General features: G+C 72.2%; 18 protein-coding genes. 5 read left to right on the top strand and 13 right to left on the bottom strand.

Going from position 1 to position 17,941, the window contains the following annotated elements:
• Positions 1 to 166 precede the first annotated feature (166 nt).
• Positions 167 to 1,774 carry a hypothetical protein gene (locus ACFY3D_RS06675; RefSeq protein ID WP_389975787.1) on the bottom strand — a complete coding sequence of 536 codons (1,608 nt, stop codon included), beginning with the start codon at positions 1,772 to 1,774 and terminating at the stop codon, positions 167 to 169.
• On the bottom strand, positions 1,750 to 2,535 hold the full coding sequence (locus tag ACFY3D_RS06680) for an ABC transporter ATP-binding protein (RefSeq protein ID WP_362920136.1): 786 nt from the start codon (positions 2,533 to 2,535) through the stop codon (positions 1,750 to 1,752). The genes ACFY3D_RS06675 and ACFY3D_RS06680 overlap by 25 nt, the downstream gene beginning before the upstream one ends.
• Positions 2,536 to 2,648: 113 nt before the next feature.
• Between ACFY3D_RS06680 and ACFY3D_RS06685 the strand changes: the two genes are divergently transcribed.
• The 5 genes from ACFY3D_RS06685 (at position 2,649) to ACFY3D_RS06705 (ending at position 7,601) form a co-directional block, all read left to right on the top strand.
• Complete coding sequence (locus tag ACFY3D_RS06685) at positions 2,649 to 4,253, top strand: acyl-CoA carboxylase subunit beta (protein WP_350946410.1); 1,605 nt, start codon at positions 2,649 to 2,651, stop codon at positions 4,251 to 4,253.
• A complete protein-coding gene (locus ACFY3D_RS06690; protein ID WP_389975790.1) occupies positions 4,250 to 4,456 on the top strand; it encodes an acyl-CoA carboxylase subunit epsilon in 207 nt (68 codons plus the stop codon). Before ACFY3D_RS06685 ends, ACFY3D_RS06690 begins: the two co-directional genes overlap by 4 nt.
• A gap of 101 nt (positions 4,457 to 4,557) precedes the next feature.
• Positions 4,558 to 5,499: an NYN domain-containing protein gene (locus tag ACFY3D_RS06695; RefSeq protein ID WP_350946408.1), complete on the top strand. Its 942-nt coding sequence runs from the start codon at positions 4,558 to 4,560 to the stop codon at positions 5,497 to 5,499.
• Between the two features lie 159 nt (positions 5,500 to 5,658).
• Entirely contained in the window at positions 5,659 to 7,068 is a 1,410-nt protein-coding gene (locus ACFY3D_RS06700) for an AlkA N-terminal domain-containing protein (RefSeq protein WP_389975793.1), read from the top strand.
• Positions 7,065 to 7,601: a methylated-DNA--[protein]-cysteine S-methyltransferase gene (locus ACFY3D_RS06705; RefSeq protein WP_389975796.1), complete on the top strand. Its 537-nt coding sequence runs from the start codon at positions 7,065 to 7,067 to the stop codon at positions 7,599 to 7,601. Before ACFY3D_RS06700 ends, ACFY3D_RS06705 begins: the two co-directional genes overlap by 4 nt.
• Before the next feature lie 26 nt (positions 7,602 to 7,627).
• Here ACFY3D_RS06705 and ACFY3D_RS06710 read toward each other — a convergent pair whose 3' ends face one another.
• The 11 genes from ACFY3D_RS06710 to ACFY3D_RS06760 all read right to left on the bottom strand — a co-directional run bounded on the left by ACFY3D_RS06710 (position 7,628) and on the right by ACFY3D_RS06760 (position 17,940).
• A complete protein-coding gene (locus ACFY3D_RS06710; RefSeq protein ID WP_389975799.1) occupies positions 7,628 to 8,551 on the bottom strand; it encodes a hypothetical protein in 924 nt (307 codons plus the stop codon).
• A complete protein-coding gene (locus ACFY3D_RS06715) occupies positions 8,548 to 9,177 on the bottom strand; it encodes a hypothetical protein (RefSeq protein ID WP_389975802.1) in 630 nt (209 codons plus the stop codon). The genes ACFY3D_RS06710 and ACFY3D_RS06715 overlap by 4 nt, the downstream gene beginning before the upstream one ends.
• Positions 9,178 to 9,365: 188 nt before the next feature.
• A complete protein-coding gene (locus ACFY3D_RS06720) occupies positions 9,366 to 12,299 on the bottom strand; it encodes a BTAD domain-containing putative transcriptional regulator (RefSeq protein WP_389975805.1) in 2,934 nt (977 codons plus the stop codon).
• Positions 12,300 to 12,351: 52 nt separating this feature from the next.
• The gene (locus ACFY3D_RS06725; protein WP_389975808.1) at positions 12,352 to 12,810 is read right to left on the bottom strand and encodes a flp pilus-assembly TadE/G-like family protein; all 459 of its coding nucleotides are present in this window, start codon (positions 12,808 to 12,810) and stop codon (positions 12,352 to 12,354) included.
• Positions 12,807 to 13,220 carry a TadE/TadG family type IV pilus assembly protein gene (locus tag ACFY3D_RS06730; protein ID WP_389975811.1) on the bottom strand — a complete coding sequence of 138 codons (414 nt, stop codon included), beginning with the start codon at positions 13,218 to 13,220 and terminating at the stop codon, positions 12,807 to 12,809. The genes ACFY3D_RS06725 and ACFY3D_RS06730 overlap by 4 nt, the downstream gene beginning before the upstream one ends.
• On the bottom strand, positions 13,217 to 13,747 hold the full coding sequence (locus ACFY3D_RS06735) for a TadE/TadG family type IV pilus assembly protein (RefSeq protein ID WP_389975815.1): 531 nt from the start codon (positions 13,745 to 13,747) through the stop codon (positions 13,217 to 13,219). The genes ACFY3D_RS06730 and ACFY3D_RS06735 overlap by 4 nt, the downstream gene beginning before the upstream one ends.
• On the bottom strand, positions 13,734 to 13,988 hold the full coding sequence (locus ACFY3D_RS06740; RefSeq protein ID WP_389975818.1) for a hypothetical protein: 255 nt from the start codon (positions 13,986 to 13,988) through the stop codon (positions 13,734 to 13,736). Before ACFY3D_RS06740 ends, ACFY3D_RS06735 begins: the two co-directional genes overlap by 14 nt.
• 2 nt (positions 13,989 to 13,990) lie before the next feature.
• Positions 13,991 to 14,926, bottom strand: coding sequence for a type II secretion system F family protein (locus ACFY3D_RS06745; RefSeq protein WP_389975821.1), 936 nt, complete (start codon positions 14,924 to 14,926; stop codon positions 13,991 to 13,993).
• Complete coding sequence (locus ACFY3D_RS06750) at positions 14,919 to 15,806, bottom strand: type II secretion system F family protein (RefSeq protein WP_350946397.1); 888 nt, start codon at positions 15,804 to 15,806, stop codon at positions 14,919 to 14,921. Before ACFY3D_RS06750 ends, ACFY3D_RS06745 begins: the two co-directional genes overlap by 8 nt.
• Complete coding sequence (locus ACFY3D_RS06755) at positions 15,803 to 17,104, bottom strand: ATPase, T2SS/T4P/T4SS family (protein WP_362896293.1); 1,302 nt, start codon at positions 17,102 to 17,104, stop codon at positions 15,803 to 15,805. Before ACFY3D_RS06755 ends, ACFY3D_RS06750 begins: the two co-directional genes overlap by 4 nt.
• On the bottom strand, positions 17,101 to 17,940 hold the full coding sequence (locus ACFY3D_RS06760) for a hypothetical protein (RefSeq protein WP_389774113.1): 840 nt from the start codon (positions 17,938 to 17,940) through the stop codon (positions 17,101 to 17,103). Before ACFY3D_RS06760 ends, ACFY3D_RS06755 begins: the two co-directional genes overlap by 4 nt.
• Between the last annotated feature and the right edge of the window lies 1 nt (position 17,941).

The raw sequence follows: 17,941 nt of genomic DNA on the forward strand, positions 1-17,941 counted from the left end.
CGGAGACCGGTCTCACCCATTGGACTAGACCACTGAGGAGGCTGCTCCCCGGCCGTTCCCGGGGCCGTGCGTGACAGCCGCCGAGGACCGTTCGTGACCGTCCCGGCAGCCGTCAGGGCGCTCCCCTCCGGGCCCGCGTACGGCCCGGAGGGAAAGCGCGGAGGCGTCAGGTGGCGACGGAGGTCGCCTGCAGGAGCGCCGGATACCTGGCGAAGGCGATCTTTCCCGCGATCCTGCGGCCGCCCCAGGAGAGCAGCAGCCCGTACGGCACCGCGAGCGCGCTGACCCAGGTGAGGCCGAGCAGGACCGGCAGGACGATCGGCAGCGCGAGCAGGCCGGTGCAGATCAGCGCGCCGAACGACGCCACGAAGGCGATACCGCCCTGGCCGGGGGCCGCGCCGGTGAAGGCGTTCAGGCGCTCGGGCACGGTGTAGGGCACCAGCACGCTGGTCAGCGCGCCCACGCCGAGCCCGGCCCCCAGCACGCCCCAGGCGGTGAGCGCGGCGGGGACCACCCACCCGACGTCCCCGGCGAGCAGCGCCGCGACCGCGGCGAGCAGGAGCAGCAGCGGGACCGCGATCGTCGCCACGGCGAGGTGCCTCCCGGCGATGTCGGTACGCCAGTCGCGGTCGCTGCCGTAGGCGACGGCGTTCATCCACAGGGAACGGCCGTCGATACCGAAGGCGTTGCACCACTGGATGCTGATCATCACCGCGCCGATGCAGGCGGGCGCGATCGCGAGGACGCCCCCGGCCGCGCCCTCGCCGTCCCCGTACATGGAGAAGGCCATCACGCCGGTGACCGCGATGGCGGCGAACCAGCCGACCCTGCCTCGCGGGTCGCGCCTGGCGTACCTGAACTCCTTGCCCACGACCGCGGCGAGCGGGCCGTCGGGCAGGACCTTCGCCAGCAGGCCACGGGAGTTGCGCACCGACGCGCCCTGGGTGGAGGCGTCGGGGGTGACCAGGGCGCGGCGCAGCGCCGCGATCCACAGCCACCCCGCCCCGGCGATCAGGAGCGCGAGCAGGGCCGCCCCGGCGAGCGCCGTCAGGCCGCCGTCGGCGATGGAGCGGGCCGCGACACCGGAGGGGGTCCAGCTCAGCGCCGAGGCCAGGGCGTGCAGCACGGCCCTGGGATCGGCCGACACGCCGCCGTTGATCAGCAGGTTGGGCAGCTGGGCCGCCAGGACGAAGAAGACCACCGAGACGGCGAGCACGTCGCGGCCCCTGCGGGTGCGCAGGATCCCCGACAGCGACGTGGTGACCAGCCGCGAGAGCATGACGCAGAGCGCGAAGTGGAGCAGCACCACGACCGCGCCCAGGAACACCCCGCCGATCCCGGTGGCCAGACCGGCCACCGCCCCCGCCGTCACGGCGAGCGAGGCGAGCGGCCACACGCCGGTGATCGAGGCGGCGAACATGCCGGTGACGAGCTGGCCGGTCCGCAGCGGGAACAGGGCGAGGCGCGACGGGTCGAGCGTGTCGTCCACCCCGAACGCCAGCAGCGGCACGATCGCCCAGCCCACCAGGAAGACGGTGAACAGCACGGTCACGGTCTCCACGGCGACGTCGGCGGACGCGAGGCGCAGCGAGGACATCATCAGGAAGCCGACGGTGCCGAAGAGGAGCGCGGCGATCGTCGTGAAGACGAACCCCAGCAGGCGCTGGGTGCTGCCCCGCAGGTTTCCCGCGACGAGCCGCAGCTTGAGCCGCACGAACACCATGGGCCCCACCCGTACGGTCCCGGCGTTCACGAGGGGGTCGCGCCCAGCCACGACAGGCCCTCCCGTCCCGCCGGATCGCCGTCGCCCCTCGCCCCGACCAGGGCGAGGAACGCCTCGTTGAGACTGCGGCCCGCTCTCACCTCGTCCAGCGGCCCCTGGGCGACGATCCGCCCGCGGTCCATCACCGAGACCCAGTCGCACAGGCGCTCGACGAGCTCCATCACGTGGCTGGAGAAGACCACCGTCGAGCCGGAGGCGGTGTAGCGCCTGAGCACCTCGACGAGGGTGTTGGCACTGACCGGGTCGACGCCCTCGAACGGCTCGTCGAGGAAGAGCACGTCGGGGTTGTGCAGCAGCGCCGCGGCCAGGCCGATCTTCTTGCGCATGCCGGTGGAGTAGTCGACGACGAGCTTGTCCGCCGAGCCGGTGAGGGCCATGACGTTCAGCAACTCCTCCGCCCGCCGGTCCACCTCGGCCTTGGGGATGCCGCGGAGCTGGCCGTTGTAGGAGAGCAGCTCCCTGCCCGACAGGCGCTCGAACAGGCGTAACCCCTCGGGGAGCACCCCGATGCGGGCCTTGACCGCGACCTGGTCACGCCAGACGTCGGCGCCACCGATGTGGACCGAGCCGTCGTCGGGGCGGAGCAGGCCGGTGACCATGCTGAGGGTGGTGGTCTTCCCCGCCCCGTTGGGTCCGACAAGCCCGGCGAAACCGCCCTGTGGCACGACCAGGTCGACACCTCCCACGGCGACCTGCTGCCCGAATCTCTTGACCAGCCCCCGTGTTCTTACCGCCTCCGTGATATCAGCCATGGCGCCGCCCTTCCCCCAGCTCGACCGATCAGTCCACTCAGTCCACTCGCAGGGAGGAAACGAACGATCGCCCCCGATGGTTCGCGATGTGAGCGGACGGTTACCCTGCTGGAATGAGCGAGCCCCTGAGCGCCGAACCGCTGGATTCCGGACCCGACATCCACACGACGGCCGGCAAGCTGGCCGATCTTGAGCGCCGCCTGGGTGAGGCGGCCCACGCGGGTTCGGCACGAGCCGTCGAGAAGCAGCACGCCGCCGGGAAGATGACCGCGAGGGAGCGGGTGCTCGCCCTCCTCGACGAGGGCAGCTTCGTGGAGTTCGACGAGCTGGCCAGGCACCGGTCCACCAGTTTCGGCCTGGAGCGCCAGCGGCCGTACGGTGACGGGGTCGTGACCGGGTACGGCACGGTCGACGACCGCCCGGTGGCGGTGTTCGCCCAGGACTTCACGGTCTTCGGCGGGTCCCTGGGCGAGGTCTTCGGAGAGAAGATCGTCAAGGTGATGGACCACGCGCTGAAGACCGGTTGCCCGGTGATCGGCATCAACGACTCCGGAGGGGCGCGCATCCAGGAGGGCGTCGTCTCGCTGGGCCTGTACGCCGAGATCTTCCGGCGCAACGTCCACGCCTCCGGGGTGATCCCGCAGATCTCGCTCGTCATGGGTCCCTGCGCGGGTGGCGCCGTCTACTCGCCCGCGCTCACCGACTTCGTGCTGATGGTGTCGGAGAAGTCGCACATGTTCATCACCGGCCCCGACGTGATCAGGACGGTCACCGGCGAGGAGGTGACGTTCGAGGAGCTCGGCGGTGCGCACACGCACAACTCCCGCTCGGGTGTGGCCCACTACGAGGCGTCCGACGAGGCCGACTGCCTGGATTTCGCCAGGGCGCTGCTGTCGTACCTGCCGTCCAACAACATGGACGAGGCACCGGCGTTCGACGCCGATCCGCCGCTGGAGACCACCGACTCCGACCGCGAGCTCGACACGCTCATCCCCGACTCGGCGAACCAGCCCTACGAAATGCGGACGGTTCTCGAACACGTCCTCGACGACGGCGAATTCCTGGAGGTGCACGCGCAATTCGCGCCGAACATCCTCGTGGGTTTCGGCAGGGTCGAGGGACGCTCCGTGGGGATCGTCGCCAACCAGCCGATGAGTTTCGCCGGAACGCTGGACATCGCGGCCTCCGAGAAAGCCGCGAGATTCGTTCGTACTTGCGATGCCTTTAACATTCCCGTACTGACATTCGTCGACGTTCCCGGATTCCTGCCGGGCACCGACCAGGAATGGAACGGGATCATCCGGCGCGGCGCCAAGCTGCTCTACGCCTACGCGGAGGCGACCGTGCCCCTGGTCACGGTCATCACCAGGAAGGCGTACGGTGGGGCGTACGACGTCATGGGGTCCAAGCACCTGGGCGCCGACATCAATCTGGCCTGGCCGACCGCGCAGATCGCGGTGATGGGCGCGCAGGGCGCGGTCAACATCCTCTACCGGCGCGAGCTGGCCGCGGCCGAGGAGCCGGACGCCGCGCGGGCCAGGTTCGTGACCGAGTACGAAGACACTCTCGCCAACCCGTATCTCGCGGCCGAACGTGGGTATGTGGACGCCGTGATCCGCCCTTCAGACACCCGCGTCCAGATCGTCAAGGCGCTACGGGCCCTGCGTGGCAAGCGCGCGACCCTGCCCCCGAAGAAGCACGGGAACATCCCGCTATGAGACACCTGAAGATCATTAAGGGGGATGCGACCCCCGAGGAGATCGCCGCGGTGGTGATCGCCCTCTCGGCGCGCGCCACACCGGCGAATCCGGTGCGAAAAACCCCGCAGACCTCGAAATCATGGAGCAATCCCTCAGATCGCATGCGAAAAGCACTTCCTGTCGGACAAGGCGCGTGGCGATCCAGCGCGCTGCCGAGATAGATCCAAGGAACGGGGTGTCAAGTTGCGCGAGAGTTGGGACCATCTAAGAAATGGGCGCATATAGTCAGCCGATCAGTTAGTTCCGAGGCCTGGAGGACGACATGAGCATCCTGGACCTCACATCACATCCCATCGCCGCGAAGTACGCCGTCCTGGTCGACGTCGGCTATCTGTACGCGGCGGCCGGGGAGGTGCTCCTGGGCGCCAAGGAGCGCAAGGAGTACCGGGTGGCGGCGGACGAGCTGATCCAGGCGTTGCAGAAGCACGCCGAGGAGCGCATCCACGGCGAGCTGCTCCGGATCTACTGGTACGACGCCGCCCGCGACCGGGTGCCGACCGTCGACCAGCGGGTCATCGCCCAGCTCCCCTGGGTCAAGGTGCGCCTGGGCAACCTGAACGCGCGAGGCCAGCAGAAGGGCGTGGACGCGCAGATCAGGAGCGACCTGGAGGCGCTGGCCAGGCACCACGCGGTGAGCGACACGATACTGCTCGCCGGGGACGAGGACATGGTCCCCGCCGTCGAGGCCGCCCAGGCCTACGGGGTGCGGATCCACCTGTGGGGCGTGGAGCCCCCCTACGGCACCAACCAGGCGGAACGCCTGGTCTGGGAGTCCGACACCGTCGAGATCATCAGCGCCGACTTCCTGCGCTCCTACTTCAGCCGCGCCCCCGCACCGGTCCCCGTGCCGGTGCCCCCGATCGCCCCCTCCCCCGCCCAGGTCTTCGCCGGACGCACCGCCGCCAAGCCCAAGGCCCCCGTGGGCCAGGTCACCAAGCTGGGGCCGAGCCGCCCGCGCGTCGAGGAGGTCGGCGAGCACGTCGCCCAGAAGTGGATCCTCACCCGCGGCCGCGACAACATCCGCGACCTGCTGCCGGGGCCGATTCTGCCCACGGTGATCGACACCGAGCTGCTCATCGAGGCGGAGAAGGAGCTGGGCCACTCCCTGCGCCCGTACCCCGAGGCGCGCGTCTGGCTCCGCGACGGATTCTGGGCCCGCGTCTACCGGGAGTTCGAGATCGGCGTCGGCGTCTCCTCCAAGTGACCTCCGCCGGACCGTCCGGTCCCCGGCCTGTGTCGCGACGACTGCCGCGGCCGGTTCCCGGCCCCCCGTGGACCGTCCCGGCCCCGGCGCGACGGGCCGCCACGGCCAGGTCCGATTCCCGCCAGCCGTCCCCCCTGAGCCGCGGGTAGCGTCGTCACCGTGTCCGTGAGAGAACTCGACTTCGACTCCTGTTACCGCGCGGTGGCCGCGAGGGACGCCCGGTTCGACGGGCGGTTCTACACGGCGGTCACCTCCACCAACATCTACTGCCGGCCGATCTGCCCGGCACGCACCCCCTCCACCCGCAACGTGCGGTTCTACCGCCACGCGGCCTCGGCCGAGGCGGCCGGGTTCCGGCCGTGCAAGCGGTGCCGGCCCGAGCTGAGCCCCGGCGATCCCGGCTGGGACCACCGGGGCGACCTGGTCGGCCGGGCGCTCCGGCTGATCGACGAGGGGGTGGCGGACGACGGCGGGATGACCCGGCTGGCCGGGCGGCTGCACATCACCGGACGGCACCTGCACCGGCTGTTCACCGCGGAGATCGGCGTGGGCCCGCTCGCCGTGGCCAGGACCAAGCGCCTTCTGCTGGCCAAGCAGCTGCTCACCGAGACCGGGCTGCCGATCGTCGACGTGGCGTTCGCCTCGGGTTTCGGCAGCGTACGGCAGTTCAACGCGACCATGAAGGACACCTACGGCTTCACCCCCGGCGAGCTGCGGGCGACGACCGGGGCGCGGCCGGAGATACGCGGCGACGCGCTCACCCTGCGGCTGCACCGCAGGGAGCCCTACGACGCCGAGACCCTGATGCGGTTCCTGGCGGCGAGGGCGATCCCCGGGCTGGAGCACGGGGACGGCACGTCCTACCGCCGGGCCGTCCCCGGCGGAACGATCACCCTCACCCCCGTGCCGGGCCACGTACGGCTGGAGGTGAGCGTCGACGACACCCGCCACCTGGCCAGGATCGTCGCCCGCTGCCGCCGCCTCCTCGACCTCGACGCGGACCCCGAGGCGATCTCCTCCGCCCTCGGCGAGACCTCGCTGGCTCCGCTCGTCGCCGCCCGCCCCGGGCTGCGCGTGCCCGGCGCCTGGGACGGTTTCGAGATGGCCGTCCGCGCCGTGGTCGGCCAGCAGATCTCCGTCGCCGGTGCCCGTACCATCCTGGGCCGCGTCGCGGCCAGGGCCGGGCGCCCCACCGGCGACCAGGGCCTGCCCCACCTGTTCCCGACCGCGGAGGAGCTCGCCGAGGCCGATCTCGCCGGGCTGGGCCTGACCGGGCGGCGGGTGGCGACGCTGAAGGCGCTCGCCGCGCGGGTGGCGAGCGGCGAGATCGACCTGGACGGCGCGCAGGAGCCCGCGCGAGCGGTGGCCGCCCTGCTGGAGGTTCCCGGCATCGGGCCGTGGACCTGCGGTTACATCGCGCTGCGGGCGCTGCGCGACCCGGACGCCTGGCCTGGCGGAGACCTCGGCCTGCGGCGGGCCATGGCCTGCCTCGGCATCCCTGAAGATCACATCGAGCGGTGGCGTCCCTGGCGGGCGTACGCCGCGCTGCACCTTTGGAGCTCGGCATGATAGAGGCACAGGTTCTCGACACCCCGGCAGGTCCGCTCGCCATGCTCGCCCGCGAGGGTGTGCTGCTGGCGGCGGGCTTCACCGCGGCGGGACCCGAGGAGATGTTCGCGCGGCTCTCCCCCGAGGTACGCGCAGAAGGGCTCGTTCTCAGCGACGACCTGGGCGGGCCGGCGCGGGCGGTACGCGACTATCTGGACGGCGACCTCGCCGCCCTCGACGCGGTTCCGGTGGAACAGCCGGGCACGCCCACCCGGCAGCGGCTGCTCGCCGCCCTGCGCCAGGTGCCCGCGGGCGTCACGATCAGCTACGCCGAGCTCGCCGAGCGGGCGGGCCTGCCCAGGACCGCGGCCAGGGCCGCGGGGTCCGCGTGCGCGCGGAACCTGATCGCGCCGTTCGTCCCCTGCCACCGCATCCTGCCGTCCACCGGCGGGTACGGCGGCTACTACTACGGCACCCCGGTGAAGCAGTGGCTGCTCACCCACGAGGGGGCGCCGGCCGCCGAACGCCTCAGGACCCGCGGGCAGGACCGCTGACCGGGACCGGCGATCATCCGGGACGGTCAACCGGCCTTTCTCACCGTGCTCTGCACCTCGCCCACCGGGACGTCGCGGGTCACCCCCACCTCGATCGGGTCGTAGACGAAGGGCACCACGTCGTCCTCGACCTCGATGGGCCAGACCGAGGTGACCTCCAGCACGTAGACGTCACGCGGCTGGTCGATCGAGGAGCGCAGATAGCGGACGCCGCAGGTGAACTCGGCGCCCTGCTGGTACGGCTTGCCGCCCGGACCGCACTCCTCCTTGACCTCCGCCCGGTCCGCGGTGGTACCCGCGTCGATCTGGATGTCCTGCAGGGTGGCGGTCACGGTGGCGCTCATGATCCCGGGCAGCGTCGCGGTCACGGACCTGGTGGTCTCGCCGACACCGCTCAGCCAGACCCAGGTCGGCAGGTTGACGTAGCTCTTGGCGTCCGGGTTGAGCTCGATCTTCGGCTCGGGGACGGTGAGCGCGGCGCGGGCGATGTCGACCAGTTCGGCCATGGTGATCCCCGCGGGCGGGGTCGTGTTGGGCGGTACGAACACGTAGGTGTCCAGCCCCATCTGGCAGCTCACCCCGTTGGGATCGGACGCGTCGTGGGCGACCGTCCACCAGCGCCCCTCCTCGCCGAGCTTCTCCACGAAAGGCTGGAGTGCCTCCTGCCGGGTCTGCGGCGCGCCCGGGTCCACCCGGGTGGTCCGCTGCTGGAAGTCCAGCATCTCTGAGGCGTTCTGGGCGGGTTCGTACCAGCAGGGCCGCTTGAGCCGGTAACCGTCGCTTTTTCCCCCGCGGCCGTTCCCGCTGATGATGATCTGGGAGTTCCTGAGCATGACCTCCGCCCTGTTTCCGTCCTGGCTGCCCCGGGCCTGAACATCGGAGCCACCACCGCCGCCACCGGGATTCGGACCGAGCAGCAGCAGCCCCGCGACCACCACATTCATGATCATCGATGACATCCCTTCGAGGCGTCACTGAAAGGTTTGGCGTGCTGGAGCAGCTTGATCCGCCAGACCCCGTCGTCACCCCGCCGGAGGCCGGCGACCTGGAGGAAGGGGCGCCTGGCCCAGTCGGGCTGCTTGCGGACCGCCTTCCCGGTCTCCGCGTCCAGCAGTCGCATCCCGGTCTCGTCCACGCACGCGTTCAACTCGGCTCCCCTGCCGGTGACCGAGACGACGTTCAGCGCGTACAGCCGGGAGACCCCGCGCACCGAACGACGCTGGTCCAGGAACGCCTTCACCCACGCGTACGCGTCCATGCTCGCCCCCTCCTGGACCGTCTCGTAGTACGCGGTGTCCTCACCTCCGGTGACGACCGAACGGAAGGACCCGGCACGGTAGTCGCGGAAAGTGTTGATCATCGCGATGGTGTCCTCGTCGGTCGTGACCGGCCACTCCACCACCACCTGGACGTCGGCGGAGACCTGGACCGTCTCCACCCTCGGCGCCGTCGGCGCCGTCGCGGCGGCACCCGGCGCGGAGGTCTCGGCGGGAAGGTCAACGGGAGTGAACCGCTCGGCCTCCGACGGGGCGCAGGCCGTCGACAGGAGTACGACCAGCGCGATCGCGACACGCACACCGATCACGCTAGGAGCGCCCGACCACCGAAACCACCGATATGCGCGATTCGGCATGACTCTCTCCTCGTCCTCCTCGCGGCCCTCCTCACGACGACCCGCCACACCTCCCGCCCGACGGTCGCCGGGCGCGGCACCCGCCCGCCACCGCGTGACGTCCGGCGCACGGGCCGGGTCCGCCCGGCCCGTCATGCGGTCGGGGCCGAGCGCATCCGCCACGAGGGCAGCAGCTCGTCGATGAGGGCCTCGGTCTCGGGAGCCATCCCGCCGCCGTAGGGATGGGACTCGGCCCTGCGGTGCAGGGCGTCGACCACGGCGCGCAGGCGGACGGGGTCGGCGGTGAGGTGGGTGGCCCGCAGCAGGTCGCGCCAGAGCCCCTCGTCGTCCGCGGCCAGCAGCAGCCCGGCACGCACCGCCGCGACGGCCTCGTCGGTCTCGCCTCGGGCCAGGCGCGCCTCGCAGAGCCGGTGCGCGGCGTCCGCGACGCCCGCGGTCACGTTGTACTCCAGGTCGTCGGCGGCGAGCCAGGCGTAGCGGCCACGGGGACGGCCGTTCAGCAGCGGGCCCCGTACCAGGCCGAGTGCCCGGTCAAGGAGCTCGGGGCGCCCGGCGGGGCCGGCGTGCGACCGGCGGACGAGGTCGCGGAAGAGCATCCAGTCGGTGCGCACCTCGGGACCGAGCTTGAGCCGCCCTGACTCGTCGGCGTAGAGGTTGGGCCGCCCCTGACTGTCGGTGCCCAGCCACGCGACGACCCTCGCGATCGTGGCGTCCCGCACCACCGACTGCACGCCCCTCGGCCAGAGGATGCCGCCGAGCACGACGGGGTGGACGCCACCGGGGTGCGTCGCCAGGTAGACGGCGAGCTCGACGGCGATCACGGCCCGTCCCTCCTCCATGGGCGGGGGGCCGACGACCTCGGCCGGACCGAGGATGCGCACCTCGACCGAGGGAGTGTGCGGTACGGGCTCCGGCTCGTCGGAAAGCGGCTCGCCCTCCAGCCGCTCGGTCGCGAGGAACAGGTCGATCAGCGCCCGGTACTGGCGCCGGGGCAGCAGCTGCGCGGCCACGTCGAAGCCGAGCGCGTCGATCTCGGCGCGGCCCCCCTCGGTGATCGTCCAGTTCCAGGTGGCGTGCGGCACGTCACCCGCGATCACGTACCCGGCCGCGGTCCGTACGCCCTTTCTCGCGAGCAGGGCGAGGCGGCGGCCCTCCTCGGGGGTCGGGGCGATCGCGGACAGCAGGTAGTGCGGCGTGGCGACCGGGTCGCCGGCGCGCCCGTGGATCCGGCCGGTGAGCACCTCACCGGCGTGATCGCGCTTACCGGCCCCCGCCTCCAGCTCGGGCAGGATCTCCGCCAGGGCGCCCACGTATCTGATCCGATCGGAGGCGATCACGGTCAGCTCCTCGCCGAAGCCGACCAGCGTGAGGCGCATCCGGTCCGACCAGCGGTTGGTGGCCAGCTCCACGGCGAGCGCGGCCAGGGCCTCGGTGGTCCGCGGGCCGTTGATGCCGATCGGCCCGTGGGCGGCCTCCAGGTCGACGAGCACCCGGCCCTCACCGTTGGAACCGATCGAGACCAGTCCCGGGTAGGGGGCGGGCGCGTCGGCGAGCGTCCGCTCGTCGATCATCCGGCCCTCGTGCGCGGGAAGCCGCCAGACCTGGCCGCCGTCGTGGGAGGTCCAGGGCGCGGGCGCGTCGGAGTCCGGCGGGTGGATCCACAGGTCGAGGGTGAGCGGCGACAGGTGGGCGGCGTAGATCGTGGGCGGGACGCGGTTCTGGGCGGCGAGGGACCTGCCGAGGAGCCGGAGTCCTACGTCGAGCATCCGGCTGCCGGGGGCGTCGGCACCGAGCCTGAGCGCGAGTTCGGCCTGGGCGGCGTCGTCCCTGGGCCGGGTGATCCGGCGCCCGAACGCGCGGTGCCAGAGCTGCTGCCTGCGCCTGCGTCCGAGCGCGGCGAGCAGTCCCGCCGCCGCCAGCGAGGCCCCCGCCAGGTAGTCGAGCATCCCCAGGGCGGTCTCCTGCCCGGCGTTCTGCCCGATGTCAGGGGGTTCGGCCACCGCCGCCGGGTCTCGCCGCTCCACCTGCCCGGGGTCCTGCCGCCCGCTGTCGGCCGCCGTATCGGGCACGGTGCGGGCACTGTCACGAGCGCTGTCACGAGCGCTGTCACGGGCACTGTCACGAGCGCCGTCCCCGCGTTCCTGCGCCGGGCCGACCTCCCGCCTCCCTTCGGCCCCGATCCTGTCCCCGGCCCTTTCGCGGGGGTCGGAGACCTCGGGCGCGGGCTCCGCGGGAAGGTCGGCGCGGCCGGGGGTGATGGTCTGGGTACGGCCGTCCAGCTCCGTCGGCTTGTCCGGATGGTCCTTGAGGGTGTCGTCACGCGGCTGGGAGGCCGGGACGATGTGGATGTTGCGCGCGTCGTCCGGCATGTCCAGGACCCAGCCGGGCCTGATCAGGTCGGCCATGTGCAGGCGGCTGCCGTCGGGCTGTTCCTTGTGCTGGTTGAGCCGGTAGATCTCCGGATACCTGCGCCCGTCGCCGAGGCACTTCTCCGCGATCTCCCACAGGCTCTCGTGGTGGCGCCCGTGCGGCGGCTGCACCACGTAGACCTTCTTCGCCTTGCGTGCGGGCGCCAGCTCGGCCCGCTCGTCGGCGGCCGGGGCGGACGGCGACGACAGGCCGGTGGAGACGATGCCGGGAGCGGTGGGCGGCAGGCTGGTCATCTTCGCGATCGGCAGGGCCACCGCCGAGACGGTGAACAGCAGCATGGCCGCCGAGACCAGCCGGTTGGCGAACATCTGCGTGCCGCCCGACATCGGCACCCTGGCCGGCATGCCGACCCGGCGCAGCCCCGCGTAGATCTCGACCAGCACGCAGACCACCAGCTGCAGCCAGGCGAGCCAGACCAGCAGCACGAGGATCGCGACGATCGTGCTCGTACCCACCTGGCTGGTCAGCAGGTCGAGGTTGAGCAGCTCGGGCGGGAGCGGCGGCCCGGCCAGCCGGAGCAGGGCGTAGGGGACCCCCGCGATGAGCGCGACCAGGACGACGAGCGCGCCGAGGCCGGCCAGCAGGTCTCCCGGTGTGCGCCTGGCCTTGATGCGCACGGGCTGTCGCGTGGGCATTCGTCTCCCTCCCCGTTCGGATTCGTCCTCGGTCAACCGGTGGGCCGGCGATTCACGGCAATTGCTCTTCCCCGACGTCCGGCCCGGCCGTGGCCTCGGCCTCCATCTCCGAACCGGGGAAGCCGAAGGCGGCCAGGAAGAACGCCTTCCAGGTGACGGAGACGCTCACGGTGACCTCGCCCTGGCCGCCGCCGAGGGTGCATTCCGTGAGCTGTACGTCGCCGCCGCCGTGAGCGGAGACGATCTCCTCGGCCTGCCCGCAGGACTCCCCCTCCCCCAGCAGCCGGGCCTGGCCGGTGGAGCGCAGGTGCTCGACGTCGATCTGGTCGGCGGCGGCCCTGGCGGCCTGTTCGGCGACGTCGGCCGCCCGCAGCCGGGCGTTGATGGCGGCCCCGCCGTCGACGAGCAGCCCGGCCAGCAGGAACACCACCACCGAGAAGATCACCGTGAAGATCGACATCGACCCCCGCTCGCCGGGCGCGGCGGAAGGAGACGGGTGCGCGGGGTTCACTCCTCGACCCTCCTGAACTGCTCCAGCGGGACCACCGAGTCGCCCTTGATGTCCTTGGCCGCCCCGAAGCCCAGGAAGTCCAGGTCCAGGGAGCAGGTCACCTCGGCGTGGACCTGGCCGCCCTCCTCCCAGGTCGTACCGGACAGGCTGACCTGCGGCTCGCACTCGCCCGACAGTGCTCCGCGGGCCGCCTCGTCCGCGGCGGTCTCGGCGTCGGCCAGGGTGCGCTCGACGGAGGCGGCCCTGGCGGCGTCCCTGGCGGCGCCGTTGACCTCGCCCTGGGCCTCGACCACCCTTCCCGCACCCACCAGGAAGAGCAGGAACAGCAGGAAGACCGGGGCGAGCAGCACCGTCTCGGTGCTGAGCGACCCGCGCTCGTTCCTGTCCCCGCCGGACGTCAAGGGGATCACTCGCATCCTTCGCTCCCGTCGTCGGGACGGAAGCACTCGATGGGACCGCCGAAGCGCGCGGTGACGGTGAACGTGGTGGACGGCAGCAGCGGGACGACCTGGACCGCCGAGGCACTCACCTCGACACCCCGCTGGTCGCCCTCCTCCCAGGCGGTGACCGTGGCACCTTCGAGGAGTTTCGGGCCGATGGTGCGGATCAGCTCCTGGGCTCGGGACTCGGCGTCCTGCTGCCAGGACTCGGAGTCGACCCTGGCGAGCCGCGCCCCCTCCCTCGCCGCGGCGTCGGCGATCTGGCGTCCGTGGAACCACAGCGCGGACTGCACGATGAGCAGGACGACGACCAGCACCACCGGCATGATGATCGCCAGTTCGACGACCGTGGCGCCGCGCTCGCCGGCACGGTCCCCGGCGCCGGGGCGCGCGCTGCCCTCCCGGTCATGCTCGCCGTCCCTGCCCCGGTCATCCCGGTCCTCCCGGGCTCCTCGGGCTTCTCGGGTGCGGCGGCGCGCGCGCTCACGGGTCTCCAAGTTCGCCGCCCCCGCCGCCGCCTCCGCCGCCCCCGCCGCCGAACTGGTTGGAGATCTCGGCCTGCTTGCCCTCGACGAGGCCCTTGATGAGGGTGGCGAGTCCGAGCGCCACCCCGGCGATGATGGCCGTGATGATGACCCATTCGACGGCGGAGGCGCCCCGGGTGGGGGCGCTGCGCGCCTTCTCGATCCGGACGCTCAGAACGGCGACCGCGTAGACGATCCACGGATGGCTCAGCATGGTCAGGACCCCAACATCTTCATAGCGGCCGGAAAACTCAGAAAGATCACAAAACCCGCGCAGAGCAGGAGCTGGGCGACGAGCATCGACTGGGAACGCTCACCCGCCTGCCCCTCGATCTCGGCGAGCTCCCGGCGCCGCATGGTCGCGGCGCGGGCGGTGAGGGAGGCGCGGACCTTGGCGCCGTCGTCGGCGACCAGCCCCAGGGCGGCGGACAGGTCGCGCAGCTCGTCCACGTTGATCTCGTCACCGAGCTGGCCGAGGGCCTGCCAGGGGGTGATGCCGACGATCCTGGCGTTGCCGAGCGCCTCGCGGATGCGGGACATCGCCCAGTTGGCCCCGTCCTCGTCGGGGCCGGGGCTGCCCACCGAGACCGCCATCATCAACGCCTCGGGCACCCCTCGCCCGCCCGCCAGGTTCATCGCGACGAGGTCGAGGAAGGAGCCGACGACGTGCCGGAAGTCGCGGCGCATCCGCGCGGCGTCCCGCTTGACCTGCAGGTCGGGCAGGACGAAGAAGACTCCGGCGACCACGAGCGCCGCCCACAGCGGGACGGTGAGGGACGGGCCCCACCCCATCAGCACCAGCCAGCCGACCAGCAGCGGGAACGCCAGCAGCCCGGAGACCGCGAGCAGCACCTTGGTGGCGAGGAAGCCCTCGAACGACCTGCCGAGCAGCGCGAGGTCGGCTCTCGCCGAGCGGGCCTCCCAGCCCCGCGCGGCGTAGAAGCGGGCCATCCGCTCCCCCAGGCCGCGCCGGAACGCGCTCACCTCCTCGTCGGGCAGGATGAGCCGCGCGCGGGGCGCGTCGGTGCCCTCCCTGGCGGCGTCGAGCGCCATCAGGCGCGTCACCAGTCCGGGACGGGCCGGAAACAGCGCCCGCAGCAGCAGGAACAGGCCCATCCCGAGCACCGATCCCGCGAGCAGCGCCTCAGTCATCGCGCACCTCGCCTCCCGAGGGCAGGCCGAGCAGGCGGGCGGGCTTGTCGAAGCGGGCCAGGCGGCGCATCCAGGCGAATCCGGCGCCGAAGAATCCGGCGACCACCACGAGCACCGCCTGGCCGAGCGTGTTGTCGTACTCCTCGACGTAGGAGGGGTTGAACACGACGAGCATGACGGCGAAGGCGAGGGCCGTACCGACCACGATCTGCACGCTGCGACGGGTGGAGCGGCGCTCGGCCTCGACCCGGCGGCGCATGTCGAGCTCCTCGCGGGCCGACACGGCCAGCGCGCCGAGTACGTCGCGCAGGCCGGGGCCGCGCAGCTTGGAGTTGAGGATGAGGGCGGCCACGACCAGGTCGGCCGAGGGGTCGTCGAGCTCGTCGGCGAAGAGCCTGAGCGCGTCGGGCAGCGCCATCCTGGTGTGCAGGCGGTCGACCATGGACCGCAGGTGCGGGCGCAGGGTGGGGGCGGCCGCCCGGATCGAGGACGGGATGGCCTGTTCCAGCCCGGACGCCCCGGCGATGGTGTCGCGGAGCGACTCGGTCCAGGCGGCCAGGGCCTCCAGCCGCCGCATCGCGGTCCGTTCCTCCGCGGCGCCGCCGGACAGGCCGCGCCAGGCCAGCGCGAGGAGCACGGCCCCCACCGCCATGACCGGCCACCCGGTCACCACGAGTACGAGCACCCCGGCGATGACCCCCACCGCCGACCGGGTGGACAGCGCGCGCAGGAACTCGCGCCTGCCCGCCGACCTGCCGGGGGTGGCCGGCCGGACGGGCACCCCGTACAGGGAGAGGAAGAGCAGGAAGAGCCCGGCGCCGAGCGCGAGGCCGGAGAGCAGCACCAGCGGGTCGAACAGGCCCGGAGGCAGGGAGGTCATGTCCAGCCTCCCGGGTCGTAGCCGAAGTGGGCGAGCTCCTCCAGGCACGACAGCGGAGCGTGCGGTATCACCCGGCCGTCGGGCGCCGTCGCGAACACCTCGGAGGAGAGCACCCGCCCGTCCACCCCGGCCACCTCGCGCACGCTCGACACGAAGCGGCGCAGCCTGCCGCCCACCGCGTAGTCGTTGCGCTTCTCGATGAACACCACGAAGTCGATCGCGCCGGCGATGAGCATGTGGGTGGCCTCGATCGGCAGGCGCTCCGAGGCCTGGAGGGCGTAGGTGGCGATGCGGTTGAAGACCTCCATCGAGGAGTTGGCGTGGATGGTCGACAGCGAGCCGTCGTTGCCCTGGGTCATCGCGTTGAGCATGGTGACGATCTCGTCGCCGAGGACCTCACCGACGATCACCCTGGACGGGTTCATGCGCAGGGAGCGGCGGACCAGCTCCGCCATGCTGATCTCGCCCTGGCCCTCGGAGTTGGGGAGCCTTTGCTCGAAGGCGACCACGTTGGGGTGCAGCTCGGGAAACTGGTCGAGGCCGAGTTCCAGCGCGCGTTCGACGGTGATGAGGCGCTCGGACGGCGGGATCTCGTTGGCGAGCGCGCGCAACAGGGTCGTCTTCCCCGCGTTCGTCGAACCGGAGATCATGATGTTCTTCCTCGCCGCCACCGCGGCCGCGAGGAACCGTCCCAGCTCGGGGGTGAGGGTGCCGTTTCCCACGAGGTCGCTGAGGAACACCTTGCCCAGCCGGGATCGGCGGATGGAGATGGACGGGCGCACCGTCACGTCCATCACGGCCGAGAGCCGGGAGCCGTCGGGCAGGCGCAGGTCGAGCTGGGGGTTGGCGGTGTCGAACGGCCTGCTGGACAGGCCGCTGTAGGCGGCGAGGATCTGGATCAGCTCGACCAGCTCCTCGTCGGATTCGGCCACCGGCTCGCGCATGAGCTCCTGGCCGTCGGCGTAGCCGACGAACACCCGGTCGCAGCCGTTGATGTCGATGTTCTCGACCTCGGGGTCGTCGAGCAGCGGCTGGAGGCGGCCGACGCCGAACAGGGCCGCGTGGATCCCCGCGGCCAGCGCCTCCTCCTCCTCGGCGGTGGGCGGCGTCCTGCCGACGCCGATCTCGCCGCGGGCGAACTCCTCGAGGATCTGGGCGATCAGCGCGCGGGCGAACTGGCGCTCGTCCTCGCCGCTCATCGGTGGCAGGCCGCTCGCCTGGTCGAGGCGGCGCTGGTGGGCGAGCCTGTCGCCGACGTCCTGCCGGAAACGCTTCACCAGCGTGTGGTCGATGGTCACGGCCTCGCTCCGCTCGAAGGCTCGGCGGGCTCGGCGGGCTTGACCGGCGAGCGTGCGGCCTGCTCCCGTGCGCGGAAGGCCGACTCCGCCGACTCCTGGGCGCGGAGCTGGGCGTCGAGACGGCCGCCCAGCTCCCTGGCGGTGCGGATCAGCAGGGAGCGGTCCAGACGTCCGCCCCACTGGCCGCGCAGCAGCTCGGCGCCCTTGGGGTCGTGCGCGAGCCCGCTCACGAAGGCGATGTGCCTGCCGGTGCCCGCGACGATCCGGCGCACCTCGTCGATGGTCGTGCGGTACTGGCGGGGGTCGGCGATCACCACCACGCCCACCTGGGGCTCGCGCGGCATGATCTGCAGGCGTTCGCGCAGGTGGGCGACGTGGTCGAGGCTCGCCCTGGTGAACAGCACCACCAGCGCGGCCTCAGCGGTCAGCTCGGCGAGCTGCGGGTGTCCGCCGAGACGCCCGCAGTCGGCGAGCACGTCGGCGTCGGGCAGTGTGGCCAGCGCCCGGCCGAGCGGACCCCAGAGCCAGGTCAGCCCGGACGCCTGCTCGCCGTGGGTGAGCCCGGCCAGCACGTCCAGACCACCGACGATCTTCTGGGTGTGCTCGTGGATCTGGTCGGGGTGCAGGCCCCTGCGGGCCGTGGCCCCCAGGGTGAGCAGTCCGCGCGCGGGGTTGAGCACGCCGCCGTCGGCGGCGGGCAGCCGGTAGGCGAGGTCGCCGCCCGCCGGGTCGCACTCGGCGAGCAGCACCGGGCGCGGCCAGATCGCGCCGAGCGCGGTGGCCGCCGTGGTCACGCCGGGCGCGCCCTTGTCGGCGGCCAGCACGATGAGCGCCACG

This window comes from Streptosporangium sp. NPDC000509 (assembly GCF_042898365.1).
In the GTDB taxonomy this organism is placed as follows: domain Bacteria; phylum Actinomycetota; class Actinomycetes; order Streptosporangiales; family Streptosporangiaceae; genus Streptosporangium.

Bases quoted from the DNA above. Each gene is read 5' to 3' on its own strand.
- ACFY3D_RS06680 (WP_362920136.1), bottom strand. From the start codon at position 2,535: ATGGCTGATATCACGGAGGCGGTAAGAACACGGGGGCTGGTCAAGAGA.
- ACFY3D_RS06685 (WP_350946410.1), top strand. From the start codon at position 2,649: ATGAGCGAGCCCCTGAGCGCCGAACCGCTGGATTCCGGACCCGACATC.
- ACFY3D_RS06690 (WP_389975790.1), top strand. From the start codon at position 4,250: ATGAGACACCTGAAGATCATTAAGGGGGATGCGACCCCCGAGGAGATC.
- ACFY3D_RS06695 (WP_350946408.1), top strand. From the start codon at position 4,558: ATGAGCATCCTGGACCTCACATCACATCCCATCGCCGCGAAGTACGCC.
- ACFY3D_RS06705 (WP_389975796.1), top strand. From the start codon at position 7,065: ATGATAGAGGCACAGGTTCTCGACACCCCGGCAGGTCCGCTCGCCATG.
- ACFY3D_RS06710 (WP_389975799.1), bottom strand. From the start codon at position 8,551: ATGATCATGAATGTGGTGGTCGCGGGGCTGCTGCTGCTCGGTCCGAAT.
- ACFY3D_RS06720 (WP_389975805.1), bottom strand. From the start codon at position 12,299: ATGCCCACGCGACAGCCCGTGCGCATCAAGGCCAGGCGCACACCGGGA.
- ACFY3D_RS06740 (WP_389975818.1), bottom strand. From the start codon at position 13,988: ATGCTGAGCCATCCGTGGATCGTCTACGCGGTCGCCGTTCTGAGCGTC.
- ACFY3D_RS06745 (WP_389975821.1), bottom strand. From the start codon at position 14,926: ATGACTGAGGCGCTGCTCGCGGGATCGGTGCTCGGGATGGGCCTGTTC.
- ACFY3D_RS06750 (WP_350946397.1), bottom strand. From the start codon at position 15,806: ATGACCTCCCTGCCTCCGGGCCTGTTCGACCCGCTGGTGCTGCTCTCC.